The 15,363-nt window shown below is 61.5% G+C and carries 13 protein-coding genes; 8 read left to right on the top strand and 5 right to left on the bottom strand.

The window, feature by feature from the left end:
* The first annotated feature begins 145 nt into the window (after nt 1-145).
* The 3 genes from POF53_RS11075 to secB are packed head-to-tail and all read left to right on the top strand — an operon-like array spanning nt 146 to nt 1,337.
* Complete coding sequence (locus POF53_RS11075) at nt 146-559, top strand: rhodanese-like domain-containing protein (protein ID WP_028688411.1); 414 nt, start codon at nt 146-148, stop codon at nt 557-559.
* Between the two features lies 1 nt (nt 560).
* Nucleotides 561-815, top strand: coding sequence for a glutaredoxin 3 (gene grxC / locus POF53_RS11080; RefSeq protein WP_003249204.1), 255 nt, complete (start codon nt 561-563; stop codon nt 813-815).
* Between the two features lie 39 nt (nt 816-854).
* Entirely contained in the window at nt 855-1,337 is a 483-nt protein-coding gene (secB, locus tag POF53_RS11085) for a protein-export chaperone SecB (protein WP_203648402.1), read from the top strand.
* A 265-nt stretch (nt 1,338-1,602) separates the two neighbouring features.
* Here the strand turns inward: secB and trmL are convergent, their stop codons facing one another.
* On the bottom strand, nt 1,603-2,064 hold the full coding sequence (gene trmL, locus POF53_RS11090; RefSeq protein WP_203648400.1) for a tRNA (uridine(34)/cytosine(34)/5-carboxymethylaminomethyluridine(34)-2'-O)-methyltransferase TrmL: 462 nt from the start codon (nt 2,062-2,064) through the stop codon (nt 1,603-1,605).
* On the opposite strand from trmL, the gene POF53_RS11095 reads away from it, so the two are divergent.
* On the top strand, nt 2,063-2,500 hold the full coding sequence (locus POF53_RS11095; protein ID WP_232854937.1) for a hypothetical protein: 438 nt from the start codon (nt 2,063-2,065) through the stop codon (nt 2,498-2,500). The two genes, trmL and POF53_RS11095, sit on opposite strands and share 2 nt — an antisense overlap.
* A 317-nt stretch (nt 2,501-2,817) precedes the next feature.
* On the top strand, nt 2,818-3,591 hold the full coding sequence (locus tag POF53_RS11100) for an RHS repeat-associated core domain-containing protein (protein ID WP_232854938.1): 774 nt from the start codon (nt 2,818-2,820) through the stop codon (nt 3,589-3,591).
* Between the two features lie 109 nt (nt 3,592-3,700).
* On the opposite strand, the gene ntrC is transcribed toward POF53_RS11100, so the two are convergent.
* From ntrC to glnA, 3 genes are all read right to left on the bottom strand, one after another.
* Nucleotides 3,701-5,137, bottom strand: coding sequence for a nitrogen regulation protein NR(I) (gene ntrC, locus POF53_RS11105; RefSeq protein WP_232854939.1), 1,437 nt, complete (start codon nt 5,135-5,137; stop codon nt 3,701-3,703).
* Nucleotides 5,134-6,219, bottom strand: coding sequence for a nitrogen regulation protein NR(II) (gene glnL, locus POF53_RS11110; RefSeq protein WP_110735235.1), 1,086 nt, complete (start codon nt 6,217-6,219; stop codon nt 5,134-5,136). Before glnL ends, ntrC begins: the two co-directional genes overlap by 4 nt.
* Nucleotides 6,220-6,613: 394 nt before the next feature.
* Nucleotides 6,614-8,020, bottom strand: coding sequence for a type I glutamate--ammonia ligase (gene glnA, locus POF53_RS11115; RefSeq protein ID WP_203648383.1), 1,407 nt, complete (start codon nt 8,018-8,020; stop codon nt 6,614-6,616).
* A 491-nt stretch (nt 8,021-8,511) separates the two neighbouring features.
* On the opposite strand from glnA, the gene thiI reads away from it, so the two are divergent.
* Both thiI and typA read left to right on the top strand, forming a co-directional pair.
* Nucleotides 8,512-9,966: a tRNA uracil 4-sulfurtransferase ThiI gene (thiI, locus tag POF53_RS11120; protein WP_234562252.1), complete on the top strand. Its 1,455-nt coding sequence runs from the start codon at nt 8,512-8,514 to the stop codon at nt 9,964-9,966.
* 127 nt (nt 9,967-10,093) lie between these two features.
* Nucleotides 10,094-11,914, top strand: a complete 1,821-nt coding sequence (gene typA, locus POF53_RS11125; RefSeq protein WP_203648379.1) for a translational GTPase TypA — start codon at nt 10,094-10,096, stop codon at nt 11,912-11,914.
* A gap of 200 nt (nt 11,915-12,114) precedes the next feature.
* Here the strand turns inward: typA and POF53_RS11130 are convergent, their stop codons facing one another.
* Nucleotides 12,115-12,519 carry a YkgJ family cysteine cluster protein gene (locus POF53_RS11130; RefSeq protein WP_203648377.1) on the bottom strand — a complete coding sequence of 135 codons (405 nt, stop codon included), beginning with the start codon at nt 12,517-12,519 and terminating at the stop codon, nt 12,115-12,117.
* Nucleotides 12,520-12,717: 198 nt separating this feature from the next.
* On the opposite strand from POF53_RS11130, the gene POF53_RS11135 reads away from it, so the two are divergent.
* Complete coding sequence (locus POF53_RS11135) at nt 12,718-15,183, top strand: glycogen/starch/alpha-glucan phosphorylase (protein ID WP_498967703.1); 2,466 nt, start codon at nt 12,718-12,720, stop codon at nt 15,181-15,183.
* Nucleotides 15,184-15,363: the final 180 nt, after the last annotated feature.

The following is a 15,363-nucleotide window of genomic DNA, read 5'->3' on the forward strand; positions in this document are numbered from 1 at the left end:
CGACGGCGAATATTCCTCCCCTTGCCCGACAGGCGCGGTCGGGCATGCAACATGAAGACGCGTTTACCGCCAGCCCAGCGGGCTTTGGCGGTCATGGGGCGCTGTGTATACTGGCCGCCATTTTCAATCGCCTGGAACACCCCTGATGGTTGCTCACCTGATTCAATTCGCGACAGATCACTACATCCTGGTGGCCATTTTCGTCGTCCTGCTGGTCCTGCTGCTGATCAATGAAGTCCGCCGTGGCGGCCAGAGCCTGAGCAACGGCCAGCTGACCGCCCTGGTCAACGCCGACAAGGCCGTAGTGATCGATATCCGTACCGCCAAGGAATACTCGGCCGGGCATATCGTCGGTGCGCTGAACATTCCCCAGGACAAAGTCGCCGGCCGCATGAGCGAGCTGGAAAAACACAAAGAGAAGACCCTGATCGTCGTCGACGCGATGGGCCAGCAGTCCGGCACCCTGTGCCGCGAGCTGCTCAAGGCTGGTTACACCGCCGCCAAGCTCAGCGGTGGCGTTTCCAGCTGGAAAGCCGATAACCTGCCCCTGGTGAAGTGATATGAAGCCCGTCATCGTCTATTCCAGCGACTACTGCCCCTACTGCATGCGCGCCAAGTACCTGCTCGAGAGCAAGGGCGTGGCGTTCGAGGAGATCAAGGTCGACGGCAAGCCCCAGGTTCGCGCCGAAATGAGCCAGAAGGCCGGCCGTACCTCGGTGCCGCAGATCTGGATCGGCAGCACGCACGTCGGTGGATGCGATGACCTCTATGCCCTGGAGCGCGCGGGCAAGCTCGACGCGCTGCTGGCGGCCTGATTCGCACTGCATTCAAGAACATTAGGAAAAGGATCTGCCATGACCGAGCAACAGACCAACGGCGCCACTGACGCCACCGCTCCACAATTCTCCCTGCAGCGCATCTACGTGCGCGATCTGTCATTCGAGGCCCCGAAAAGCCCGCAGATCTTCCGCCAGCAGTGGGAGCCGAGCGTCTCGCTGGACCTGAACACCCGTCAGAAAGCCCTGGAAGGCGACTTCCACGAAGTCGTGCTGACCCTGTCGGTGACCGTCAAGAATGGTGACGAAGTGGCCTTCATCGCCGAAGTGCAGCAGGCTGGCATCTTCCTGATCGCCAATCTGGACGCGTCCTCGATGAGCCACACCCTCGGCGCGTTCTGCCCGAACATCCTGTTCCCGTACGCCCGCGAGACCCTGGACAGCCTGGTGACCCGTGGCTCGTTCCCGGCGCTGATGCTGTCGCCGGTCAACTTCGACGCCCTGTACGCGCAAGAGATGCAGCGCATGCAGGAAGCCGGTGAAGTGCCAACTGTGCAGTGATTGCTGCCGGTAAAGATAAAGGCGACCTTCGTGGTCGCCTTTTTCATGGTGTGTCGCCTGCCCCGGCCCTTTCGCGGGTAAACCCGCTCCCACAGGATTTATGCTGCTCTCAGCAATCACACAGTACCTGTGCTCCCAAAGGATTTGTGCTGTTCTCAGCAACCACACAATATCTGTGCACCCACAGGTAATGTGCTGCTCTTGGCAACCCCGCAATACCTGTGGGAGCGGGCTTGCCCGCGAAAGGGCCGGTACAGGCAGCGCATCAGCTACCGGCAAACCCCTGCTGCCGCCACGCCTCGTACACTGTCACCGCCACGGTATTGGACAGGTTCAGGCTCCGGCACCCCGGCCGCATCGGCAGGCGCAGGCGCTGCTCGGGGGCCAGGCTGTCCAGCACCTCGGCCGGCAGGCCACGGCTTTCAGGCCCGAACAGGAAGGCGTCGCCAGGCTGGTACTCGACCTCGTGAAACGGGTGCGAGCCCTTGGTGGTGAAGGCGAACAGCCTTGGCTGATTCAGGCTTTCCAGGCAGTCGGCCAGGCTTTGGTGACGCTTGAGCGTGGCATACTCGTGGTAGTCCAGCCCTGCCCGGCGCAGGCGCTTGTCGTCCAGTTCGAAGCCGATCGGCTCGATCAGGTGCAGGTCGCAGCCGCTGTTGGCGCACAGGCGGATGATGTTGCCGGTATTCGGCGGAATTTCTGGTTGAAAAAGGATGACGTGAAACATGCACGGCTCCAAGCATGAAGATGACGGGCATTCTACCCCCGAACCCGACCCGCGTTCGAAGGCCTTCCCGCGGGTGATCCTGTCGCTGGCCCTTGTCGGGCTGATGGTCGGCATGATGATCGGGCGTTTGACCACCCCGGAAGAACGGGTGCTCGAGCAGGTGCAGGTGGTGCAGGATGGCCTGGACCTGTGGTTCAACGAAGAGCCCAGGCTGCATGGCGAGAACGTCCAGGGCACCGTGGCCATCGTGTTCGAGGCCCAGGGCAAGACCCAGCGTGGTCAGCTGACGCTGCAGGACAAACCGGTGGGCTGGCGCCTGCAGAAGAGCGAGGAAGGGCTGGTACTGACCGTGGTGGCCGCCCGCCCCCTGCGTGGCGAGTGGAACGCGACGGAGGAGGCGGGGCGCTGGCGGGTGCAGGTGAGGCTGCACGAATAAAAGAGGGGATTTCCCGGCCTGCCTGTACCGAGGTCCCCAAAACTGGAGGTGCTGAGTACTTAGCAGGGAGCGTGCCAGGTCTGGTATAGGCCCAAGAATGCGGTGTTCCGGCCATTCTTTGAGGGCTTTTGAAGGCAAATTTGCCTTTTGCTGGTGCGCGCAGCACAGCAACGGTGCAAATGGCTCTATCTAGGATGTGGGGTGGTGAAGTAGGCGCGGTGGCACCTGCTGAACCTGATAATTTTGCCAGTATCGGACACTGCCAGTCTCGGTTAGCTTTCGGCTCATGACTTATGGTCTTGCGGGAGTGACTGTTCATGAGCGTGTATTTGCCGATGCTCGATCACCAGCGATCGCCGTTCGGGAGTAGCAATTTCTCCAGGGTGTATACGCCTTACGGTGCTTTTACAGGTACAGGGGGGCCGACCCTTGGTTTCTGCGGGCAGCGTAAAGAATCGCTGATCGATTTGTATCCATTAGGTAATGGCCATCGCTATTATTCTCCATGCCTGAGGCGCTTCATTTCGTCTGACCAATTGAGCCCGTTTGGTAAGGGCGGGATTAATGCCTATGTTTATTGTGGTGACGACCCAGTAAATAGGCATGATCCTGATGGGCGGAATTATGGGCAGGTAGCGGAAACCGCAGCGAAACTGTTCCTTGCCTCTTTCGCATCTCTAGAGAGTCTTAAAACTTTTGTAGATAGGGTCGACAGCACGATGTTCCCTGCCCCAGGTCAGGTCAATAAGCCCAGTAAGCTTATAACGGCTTTAGAAGGTGCCACGGCTATTTTCGCTGCGCATGCGGCTGTCAAGGAGGTTAGTAGTCTGGTGGGTGGCGAGATGCCGCAAGAATTTGACCAAATTGCTGCAACGGCGACTCTTACTTTATGGTTTGCTAAGAAGTTTGCAGAGGATCGTGAAGGTTTTAGGCGGCCAGACTTAAAGGTGGAGTGGAAGTCCTTCATGAATAATTTCTACGACCCAGAGTTGGCTAAGAGGGTTCTAACAAACTTGGGGCTTTTGAAGCAGCAGGCACCCACTGAGGATGCGCATAAACTTAGAGGGCAGAGTTTGGATGACCTTGCGTAGTTTTGCTTTTTTACAAATTAATCATAATATGAGAAAGGTTTCAGTTGGAATAACTATGTGAGCCTCATGAGGCCATGGTCGGCCTCATGGGTCATATTTTTTGACTGTCTCAGTGCTCGTCCCCTTCGTCCTCATCCCCCCCATCCACCTTCATCCCCAATTCCTTGATCTTGCGCGTCAAGGTATTGCGCCCCCACCCCAGCAACAACGCCGCATCACGACGACGCCCAGCCGTATGCTTGAGCGCGGTCTCGATCATGATCCGCTCGAAGCTGGGCACGGCGCTGTCGAGCAGGCTCGACTGGCCGCGGGCCAGGGCCTGGTCGGCCCACTGGCGCAGGGCCTGCTCCCAGTTGGTCACGGGTGCTGCGTCCTGGGGCAGGTTGAGCAACTCCGGCGGCAGGTCGCCGACCAGCACTTCGCGGCTGGAGGCCATCACCGTGATCCAGCGGCAGGTGTTCTCCAGCTGGCGCACGTTGCCCGGCCACGGCAGGTTGCGGATGAACTCCTCGGTCTCGGGCTTGAGCAGCTTGGGCTCCACCGCCAGCTCCTGGGCAGCGCGGCCGAGGAAGTGGCGGGCCAGGGCCGGGATGTCCTCGCGCCGATCCGCCAGGCGCGGGATATGGATGCGGATCACGTTGAGGCGGTGGAACAGGTCTTCACGGAACTTGCCGGCCTGCACCAGCGACTCGAGGTTCTGGTGGGTGGCGGCGATGATGCGTACATCCACCTTCACCGGCACATGGCCGCCGACCCGGTAGAACTCGCCATCGGCCAGCACCCGCAGCAGGCGGGTCTGGGTGTCGGCGGGCATGTCGCCGATCTCGTCGAGGAACAGCGTGCCGCCGTCGGCCTGCTCGAAACGGCCGCGACGCAGGTTGGCGGCGCCGGTGAAGGCGCCTTTCTCATGGCCGAACAGCTCGGATTCCATCAGGTCCTTGGGGATCGCCGCCATGTTCAGGGCGATGAACGGCGATGCCGCACGCGGGCTGTGGCGGTGCAAGGCGTGGGCCACCAGCTCTTTACCCGTGCCGGACTCACCGTTGATCAGCACGGTGATATTGGAGTGGCTGAGGCGACCGATGGCGCGGAATACCTCCTGCATCGCCGGCGCCTCGCCGATGATCTCGGGCGTGCGGGCCAGCGCCTGGGGCACTTCCAGGGCTTGCTGCTCCTGGGCATGCTGGTTGGCGCGCTTGACCAGCGACACCGCCTCGTCGACATCGAACGGCTTGGGCAGGTACTCGAAGGCGCCGCCCTGGTACGAGGCCACGGCGCTGTCCAGGTCGGAGTGAGCGGTCATGATGATCACCGGCAACCCCGGGTGCTGCTCGCGGATCTGGGCCAGCAGGTCGAGGCCGCTGGCGCCCGGCATGCGGATGTCCGAGATGATCACGTCCGGCTGCTGGCGGGCAAGGCGGCCCATGACTCCGTCGGCGCTGTCGAAGCTCTGGGTGGTCATGCCTTCCTGCTGCAGGGCCTTTTCCAGGACCCAGCGGATGGAACGATCATCATCGACGATCCAGACGGTTTCACTTCGGCTCATGGGGCGGTGGCTCCTTGTTCCAGGGGCAGGTAGATCGAGAAGGTGGTGTGGCCGGGGTGGCTCTCGCACTCGATCAGGCCCTGGTGCTGGCTGATGATGTTCTGGGTGATGGCCAGGCCCAGCCCGGTACCGTCCGGACGGCCGCTGACCATGGGATAGAAGAGGGTGTCCTGCAGTTCCGCTGGGATGCCGGGGCCGTTGTCGACGATCTCGATCCTGGCGACCAGGCGGTGACGCACATGGCCGATGGTGAACTGGCGCACGGCGCGGCTGCGCAGGGTGATGCGGCCCAGGCGCAGTTCGTTCTGCCCGCCGATGGCCTGCATGGCGTTGCGCACGATGTTGAGCACGGCCTGGATCATCTGCTCACGGTCGATCAGCACGTCCGGCAGGCTCGGGTCATAGTCGCGCACCAAGGTGATGCAGCCCTGGCTCTCGGCCTCGACCAGGCTGCACACGCGCTCGAGCACTTCGTGGATGTTGGTCATGGCCAGCGACGGCAGCTTGTTCGAGCCGAGCATGCGGTCGACCAGGTTACGCAGGCGGTCGGCTTCCTCGATGATCACGTTGGTGTAGTCGCGCAGGCTTTCTTCCGGCAGTTCACGGGCCAGCAGTTGTGCTGCACCACGGATACCGCCGAGAGGGTTCTTGATCTCGTGGGCCAGGCCGCGCACCAGCATCTTGGTGGTCTCCTGCTTGCTCAGCTGGGCCTCTTCCTTGGTGATGCGCAGCAGCCGGTCGCGAGGATGCACCTCCAGCAACAGCAGGGTCTGGCCCAGGTGCAGGATGGGGGTCACGGCATAGTCGACGGTGATGGTCTGGCCGGTCAGCGAGGTCAGCTGCGCTTCACGCTTGGTGAACGGGTGCGCCTGCTCCACCGCCTGGCGCAGCGAATTGAGCGCCTCGGTCGATTCGGTGAACAGCTCGCTGATGAACTGCCCGTGGCTGCGCTGGCCGCTGACGGCCAGCAGCATCTCCGCCGCCGGGTTCATGTACTCCAGGCGCAGTTCGGCATTGAGCAGCAGCGTGGCCGTGGTCAGGTTGTCCAGAAGCAGACGGTGCTGTGCATCGCTGATGGTCATGGGGCGTCGTTGACCTCTTTTGGCACATGGGCTGGCGCGGGTGGTGCGCTTGGTACCGTGAAAATGCAAGAAACAAACCAAGGCTCCGAAAAGAAGCGAGAAACCCGGATAAACACCTGTTATTGCGCAAATTCGGAACAGAAAGTCCAGGTTAAACGTTTCACTTGAACCATATTGGGGTGCATCACGGGGCATGCCCGAAAATAGTGCACCAATATAGAGCATAGCCCGGAGGGTGAGGTTTTGATTTTGGCTGGGAGCCAATGGCCTCCGCGCGGGTGAACCCGCTCCCACAGAGGGCGTGCGGTTTGCCCGCGAGGGATTCGATCCGGAAATGAAAACGGCCTCCCGAGGGAGGCCGTCCTGATGTCATCGACGCGGGGCGCCGATCAGATCAGCAGCTGTAGTACAGCTCGTATTCCAGCGGGTGCACGAAGGTGCGGACCTTGATCTCTTCTTCGCTCTTCAGTTCGATGAAGGCATCGATGAAGTCGTCGGAGAACACGCCGCCCTTGGTCAGGAACGCACGGCCCTTGTCCAGCTCTTCCAGGGCTTCCTTCAGGCTGCCGCACACCTGCGGGATGTCCTTGGCCTCTTCAGGCGGCAGGTCGTACAGGTTCTTGTCGGCGGCATCGCCTGGGTGGATCTTGTTCTGGATGCCGTCCAGGCCGGCCATCAGCAAGGCCGCGAAGGCCAGGTACGGGTTGGCCGATGGGTCCGGGAAGCGTGCTTCGATACGGCGGGCTTTCGGGCTGCCGACGTAAGGAATACGGATCGAGGCGGAACGGTTGCGCGCCGAGTAGGCCAGCATCACCGGGGCTTCGAAACCTGGGACCAGACGCTTGTAGGAGTTGGTCGACGGGTTGGTGAAGCCGTTCAGGGCCTTGCCGTGCTTGATGATGCCGCCGATGAAGTACAGGGCGGTATCGGACAGGCCGGCATAGCCTTCGCCGGAGAAGGTGTTCTTGCCGTCTTTCCAGATCGACATGTGCACGTGCATGCCCGAGCCGTTGTCGCCGTACAGAGGCTTGGGCATGAAGGTGGCGGTACGGCCGTAAGCGTCGGCAACGTTGTGCACGACGTACTTCAGGGCCTGTACTTCGTCAGCTTTCTTCACCAGGGTGTTGAACTTGACGCCGATTTCGTTCTGGCCGGCAGTCGCCACTTCGTGGTGGTGGACTTCGACGGTCTGGCCCATTTCTTCCAGGGCGTTGCACATGGCAGTGCGGATTTCGTGGTCGTGGTCGAACGGCGGAACCGGGAAGTAGCCGCCTTTCACGCCCGGACGGTGGCCTTTGTTGCCGCCTTCGACGTCAGCGCCGGTCATCCACGAGCCTTGCTCGGAGAAGATCTTGAACATCGAGCCAGAGATGTCCGACTGGAACTTCACTTCGTCGAAGATGAAGAACTCAGGCTCCGGGCCTGCGAACACGGTGTCACCGATGCCGGTGCTCTTCAGGTACTCTTCGGCGCGCTTGGCGATGCCGCGCGGGTCGCGATCGTAGCCCTGCATGCTCGACGGATCGACGATATCGCAGGTGATGATCAGGGTCGGCTCTTCGGTGAACGGGTCCAGCACGGCGGTGTCGTCGACCGGCATCAGGATCATGTCGGAGGCTTCGATGCCTTTCCAGCCAGCGATGGAGGAACCGTCGAACATCTTGCCGACTTCGAAGAAGTCTTCGTCCAGGCCATCGCGCGCCGGCATGGTCACGTGATGCTGAACGCCCTTGGTGTCCGTGAAACGCAGATCAATCCACTTGACGTCATGATCTTTGATGAGTTGAACCGACTTCGACATGTTGTCCTCCGGATGGTCTAGGGCGCAGTTGGCCGCTGCCCTGGAAAAAGGGTGTCGCTGGGCGCGGATAGTCGACCAAGCGTACCTGCCTCACAAGGGAGCAAATTGCATGCCAGTGCCCAAAAATGGCGAGGGCGGGATGAAAGGGGGCGTTGGCGGGCTTTTGCGAGGTGGCGGGGTGGAATGAACGCACCCTTAAAAGGCACTTTTTGAATGCCATGCACTGTTTTGGTGCGCGCGTGAGGCCTTGTGCTGCTTTCGTGGGCCCTTTCGCGGGTAAACCCGCTCCCACAGGATCTTCACTGGCTTCAATGATTGTGCGATCCCTGTGGGAGCGGGTTTACCCGCGAAAGGGCCGGTACAGGTGCTGCACAAGCCCCCTGCTGCATTCATCGCAAAGCTTCTGATCAAAAGTTGCTCAAACCTTGAGCGATTTCCGCTATAATTCGCGCCCCCTATTTTTGGCAGGCCCTGCGCGCGCTGTTAAACCAATGAAACTTATCGTCAAAGTCTTCCCAGAGATCACCATCAAGAGCCGGCCGGTGCGCAAGCGCTTCATCCGCCAGCTCGCCAAGAACATCCGCAACGTGCTCAAGGACCTGGATCCCGAGCTCGCGGTTGACGGTGTCTGGGACAATCTCGAGGTGGTCACCCGCGTCGAGGACGAGAAGATCCAGCGTGAGATGATCGAGCGCCTGTCCTGCACCCCGGGTATCACCCACTTCCTGCAGGTCGAGGAATACCCGCTGGGCGACTTCGACGACATCGTCGCCAAGTGCAAGCACCACTTCGGCCACCTGCTGGCCGGCAAGCACTTCGCCGTGCGCTGCAAGCGCGGCGGCCACCACGACTTCACCTCGATGGACGTCGACCGCTACGTCGGCAGCCAGCTGCGCCAGCAGTGCGGCGCCGCCGGCATCGAGCTGAAGAAGCCGGAAGTCCTGGTGCGCATCGAGATCCGCGACCAGCGCCTGTACGTGATCCACAACCAGCACAACGGCATCGGTGGTTATCCGCTGGGCGCCCTGGAGCAGACCCTGGTGCTGATGTCCGGTGGCTTCGACTCCACCGTGGCGGCCTACCAGATGATGCGCCGGGGCCTGATGACTCACTTCTGCTTCTTCAACCTCGGTGGTCGCGCCCACGAACTGGGTGTGATGGAAGTGGCCCATTTCCTGTGGAAGAAGTACGGCAGCAGCCAGCGCGTGCTGTTCATCAGCGTGCCGTTCGAGGAAGTGGTCGGCGAAATCCTCAACAAGGTCGACAACAGCTACATGGGCGTCACGCTCAAGCGCATGATGCTGCGCGCGGCTGCGCGCATGGCCGACCGCCTGCAGATCGACGCCCTGGTGACTGGCGAGGCGATTTCCCAAGTGTCCAGCCAGACATTGCCGAACCTGTCGATCATCGACTCGGCCACTGACAAGCTGGTGCTGCGCCCGCTGCTGGCCAGCCACAAGCAGGACATCATCGACCAGGCTACCGAGATCGGCACCGCCGATTTCGCCAAGCACATGCCCGAGTACTGCGGCGTGATCTCGGTGAACCCGACCACCCATGCCAAGCGTCACCGCATGGAGCACGAAGAGAAGCAGTTCGAGATGGAAGTGCTGGAGCGTGCCCTGGAGCGCGCCAGGTTCATTTCCATTGACCACGTGATCGATGAACTGGGCAAGGACATCGAAGTCGAGGAGGTGGCCGAAGCGCTGCCAGGCCAGATCGTCATCGACATTCGTCACCCTGATGCCCAGGAAGACGAACCCCTGGCGCTGGAAGGTATCGAAGTCCAGGCCATGCCGTTCTATGCGATCAACAGCAAGTTCAAGCATCTGGATCCCACGCGCCAGTACTTGCTGTATTGCGACAAGGGTGTGATGAGCCGTCTGCACGCACACCACCTGCTCAGTGAGGGACATGCCAATGTGCGTGTTTATCGTCCGACATAAGACGCCAGGGCTGTATGGCGGCAGCATCCGCCATCGCCCTCCCGACCGCCGGGCCCGCTGAGCCTTAAACAGTACATATTGGCCGCCTACACTGGCGGCAACCGAATCCTCTGATCGAGATACAGTTGTGATCGAAAATCTGCGTAACATCGCCATCATTGCCCACGTTGACCATGGTAAAACCACCCTGGTCGACAAACTCCTGCGCCAGTCCGGCACCCTGGAGCGTAACGAGCTCAACGACGAGCGCGTCATGGACTCCAACGACCAGGAAAAAGAGCGCGGCATTACCATTCTGGCGAAAAACACCGCCATCAACTGGAACGGCTACCACATCAACATCGTCGACACCCCCGGCCACGCCGACTTCGGTGGCGAGGTCGAGCGTGTAATGTCGATGGTCGACTCCGTGCTGCTGCTGGTCGACGCGCAAGACGGCCCGATGCCGCAAACCCGCTTCGTGACCAAGAAGGCCTTCGAAGCCGGCCTGAAGCCGATCGTCGTGATCAACAAGGTCGACCGTCCGGGCGCGCGTCCTGACTGGGTTCTGGACCAGATCTTCGACCTGTTCGACAACCTCGGCGCCACCGATGAACAGCTGGACTTCAAAGTCGTCTATGCCTCGGCCCTGAACGGCATTGCCGGCCTGGACCACACCGCCATGGGCGAAGACATGACCGCCCTGTACCAGTCGATCGTCGACAACGTACCGGCGCCGGACGTTGACCGTGAAGGCTCGTTCCAGATGCAGATCTCCGCACTGGACTACAACAGCTTCCTCGGCGTTATCGGTGTTGGCCGTATTGCCCGCGGTCGCGTCAAGCCGAACACCCCGGTTGTCGCCATCGACACCAACGGCAAGAAGCGTAACGGCCGTATCCTGAAACTGATGGGTCACCACGGTCTGCACCGTGTGGACGTCGAAGAAGCCCAGGCTGGCGACATCGTCTGCATCAGCGGCTTCGACGAGCTGTTCATCTCCGACACCCTGTGCGCCCCGGATGCGGTAGAAGCGATGAAGCCGCTGACCGTTGACGAGCCAACCGTTTCGATGACCTTCCAGGTCAACGACTCGCCGTTCTGCGGTAAAGAAGGCAAGTTCGTCACCAGCCGTAACATCAAGGACCGTCTGGACAAGGAGCTGCTGTACAACGTTGCCCTGCGCGTTCAGGAAACCGATTCCCCTGACAAGTTCAAGGTATCGGGCCGTGGTGAGCTGCACCTGTCGGTACTGATCGAAACCATGCGCCGTGAAGGCTTCGAGATGGCCGTAGGCCGTCCTGAAGTGATCATCCGCGAAGTCGACGGCGTCAAGCAGGAGCCGTTCGAGAACGTCACCATCGACATCCCTGAGGAATCCCAGGGCAAGGTCATGGAAGAGATGGGCCTGCGTAAAGGCGACCTGACCAACATGGTTCCGGATGGCAAGGGCCGTGTGCGCCTGGAATACAACATTCCAGCCCGTGGTCTGATCGGTTTCCGTAACCAGTTCCTGACCCTGACCAACGGTGCAGGCATCCTGACCTCGATCTTCGATCGCTACGACACCATGAAGTCGGGCCAGATGTCCGGCCGCCTGAACGGTGTCCTGGTTTCGGTCGAGACCGGCAAGGCACTGACCTACTCGCTGGAAACCCTGCAGGCTCGCGGCAAGCTGTTCGTTGAACACGGCCAGGAGATCTACAACGGTCAGATCATCGGCCTGAACAGCCGTGACAACGACCTGGGCGTGAACCCGACCAAAGGCAAGAAGCTCGACAACATGCGTGCTTCGGGCAAGGATGAAGTCATCGCCCTGGTTCCGCCGGTTCGCCACACCCTCGAGCAGGCCCTGGAATTCATCCAGGACGACGAGCTGTGCGAAGTCACGCCGAAGTCGATCCGTCTGCGCAAGAAGATCCTCGACGAAGGCGAGCGTACCCGCGCTGCCAAGAAAGCCAAGAACTGAGTCATTAGTTCAGGCTGAATGAAAACGCCCCCGGTCGAAAGGCCGGGGGCGTTTTTGTTTGCCTTCAGAATTCAGGGGCCGCTTTGCGGCCCTTTCGCGGCACAAGGCCGCTCCTACAGGAGATCGCGGTCCCCTGTAGGAGCGGCCTTGTGCCGCGATGGGCTGCAAAGCAGCCCCAGAATTTCAAAGGTAAAGCAGGATCAGCGGGTAGCCACCTTGGGCTTGTACGCACAATACCCCGGCCGCGGCCCGATCTTCGGGTGATTACGGCAGGTGTCCGGGCGCTTGTCATAAATGGTGCACAGCCGGCTCTTGCGGTCCAGATACATGCAGTCGTCGTTGCTCATCCGGGTCAGGGTGAAGATCCCCGACTTCTGGTTGAAACGCTCGATGATGCCTTCCTTCTGCAGGCGTTTGGCCACGTTTTTCGGGGGTTCGTCTTTTTCGAACTCGTCCACCACGCCGATGCGGATCAGATCCTTGATCTTCACCTCCACCGGCAGGGTGCAGCAGGTCGAGTGGCAGCCACCGCACATGTGGCTGGCATAGCGCTGCCAGGTCTCCAGGCGGTCGACTTCGGCGGCGGCGATCAGGGTCGGTTTCATGGTTGCGGTTTTATTCTTGCAAGGGAAATCACGGTTTTGGGGCGCGCGATGATACCGGAGTTGTTCAATTTGTGAACAACCTTTTGCCGGTTTCGCCAGCGGTGGATGAAAACCGCGAACCGTCGCTGTCGCTCCGTGTCAGAGCGTCTAGGCTGAACAATCTCCCTGCGCTTTCGCCCATTTGCCCGAGGATGCCTCATGTCCCAGGAAACCGAAGCCCGTGACGAAAAGGACCATAGTGCAGAGGTGGCGGCCTTTCGCGCCGCCGTGCTGGCCAAGCTGACCTACGCGGTCGGCAAGGACCCGGAACACGCTTTCGACCACGACTGGTTCGAGGCCATCGCCCTGGCCGCCCGCGACCACATGGTCGATCACTGGATGGACCATACCCGGCGGGCCTACCGACGCAGCCAGAAGCGTGTCTATTACCTCTCCCTCGAATTCCTCATCGGCCGCTTGCTGTACGACAGCCTGAGCAACCTCGGCTACCTGGAGATCGCCCGTGAGGCGTTGCAGGGGTTGGACGTGGACCTTGAGCGCATCCGCCTGCTCGAGCCCGATGCGGCGCTGGGCAATGGCGGCCTCGGGCGCCTGGCGGCGTGCTTCATGGAGAGCATGTCGACTTTGGGCATCGCCGCCCATGGTTACGGCATCCGCTACGAGCATGGCCTGTTCCGCCAGGCGGTAGTCGATGGCTGGCAGCAGGAGCAGACCGAGAACTGGCTGGATTTCGGCAACCCCTGGGAGTTCGAGCGCGCCGAGGTGATCTATCCGATCAGCTTCGGCGGCAGTGTCGAAACCGTGCACGAGGGCAATGGGCAGCAGCGCCAGGTCTGGTGGCCGGGCGAGACGGTGCGGGCGGTGGCCTACGACACACCGGTGGTCGGTTGGCGCGGCGCCAGCGTCAACACCCTGCGCCTATGGAGGGCCCGGGCGTTGGAAGAACTGCACCTGGAGCGCTTCAACGCCGGCGACCACCTGGGCGCAGTGGCCGAGGTGGCCCGCGCCGAGAGCATCTCGCGGGTGCTGTACCCGGCCGACAGCACCGAGGCCGGCCAGGAGCTACGCCTGCGCCAGGAATACTTCTTCGTCTCGGCCTCGCTGCAGGACCTGTTGCGCCGCCACCTGAACATGCATAAAGACCTGCTCAACCTGCCGGATGCCGCAGCGATCCAGCTCAACGACACCCACCCGTCGATCGCCGTGGCCGAGTTGATGCGCCTGTTGGTGGACCAGCACGAAATCCCCTGGGACAAAGCCTGGGAGCTGACCGTCGGAACCCTGGCCTACACCAACCATACCCTGCTGCCCGAGGCCCTGGAAACCTGGCCGGTGGCGCTGATGGAGCGCATGCTGCCGCGGCACATGCAGATCATCTACCTGATCAACGCCTACCATATCGATGCCCTGCGGGCCAAAGGCCTGCACGACTTCGATGTGCTGCGCGCGGTGTCGCTGATCGAGGAGGACAATGGCCGGCGGGTACGCATGGGCAACCTGGCGTATCTCGGCTCGCACAGCGTCAACGGCGTGTCGGCGCTGCACAGCAAGCTGATGAAGAGCACGGTGTTCGCCGAACTGCACAAGCTTTACCCGCAACGGATCAACAACAAGACCAACGGCATCACCTTCCGTCGCTGGCTGTACCAGTCCAACCCGCAGCTCACGGCGATGCTGATCGAGGCGTTGGGTCCGCAGGTGCTGGACGACCCGGAGGGCAAGCTCAAGGGGCTGGCGCCTTTCGCCGACAAGGCCACCTTCCGCAAGCAGTTCGCCGCCCAGCGCCTGCACAGCAAGCGCGCCCTGGCCAGCATCATCCAGGATCGGCTGGGGGTGACGGTCAATCCGCAGGCGTTGTTCGACGTCCAGGTCAAGCGCATCCACGAGTACAAGCGCCAGCTGCTCAACCTGTTGCATACGGTGGCGCTGTACCAGGCGATGCGCAATGACCCCGGGACCGACTGGGTACCGCGGGTGAAGATCTTCGCCGGCAAGGCGGCGGCCAGCTACCACCAGGCCAAGCTGATCATCAAGCTGGCCAACGACATCGCCCGGGTGGTCAACAACGACCCCACGGTGCGTGACCAGCTCAAGGTGGTGTTCCTGCCCAACTACAACGTCAGCCTGGCCGAGAGCATCATCCCGGCAGCGGACCTGTCCGAGCAGATTTCCACTGCTGGCTATGAGGCGTCCGGTACCAGCAACATGAAGTTCGGCCTCAATGGCGCGCTGACCATCGGCACCCTGGATGGCGCCAATGTCGAGATGTGCGAGCAGGTGGGCGCCGAAAACATGTTCATCTTCGGCCTGACCGCCCAGCAGGTGGAGGCGCGCAAGCGCAGCGGCGATTTCGGCGCCGCCGCGGCGATTGCCGCCTCCCATCGGTTGGGCGATGTGCTGCAGGCGATCCGCAGCGGGGTGTTTTCGCCGGACGACCCGGCGCGCTACGCCGGGCTGGTGGACGGACTGATCGCCTATGACCGCTTCCTGGTATGCGCCGACTTCGATGCCTACTGGGACGCCCAGCGGCGGGTCGAGGAGCTGTGGCACGCGCCGCAGGACTGGTGGCGCATGGCAGTGCTCAATACCGCGCGGATGGGCTGGTTCTCGTCGGACCGGACCATCCGCGAGTATGCGACCGAGATCTGGAAGGCGCTGGATTGAGGTGAGGCCATTCGCGGGTAAACCCGCGAATGAGGCAGATGCCGACTATCGGCCTGGCGCGGGCTGAACTACCGACCTAATGTGCCGTCTGACAGCCCAGGCAAGTCTCTTTGCTCGCTAGCCCGCAACTCTCCCTGTAAACTGCGGGGGATTTTCTCCCCCTATTCCTTTCGGAGCCAT

It is taken from the genome of Mitsuaria sp. RG, from assembly GCF_028369275.1.
In the GTDB taxonomy this organism is placed as follows: Bacteria; Pseudomonadota; Gammaproteobacteria; order Pseudomonadales; family Pseudomonadaceae; genus Aquipseudomonas; species Aquipseudomonas peradeniyensis.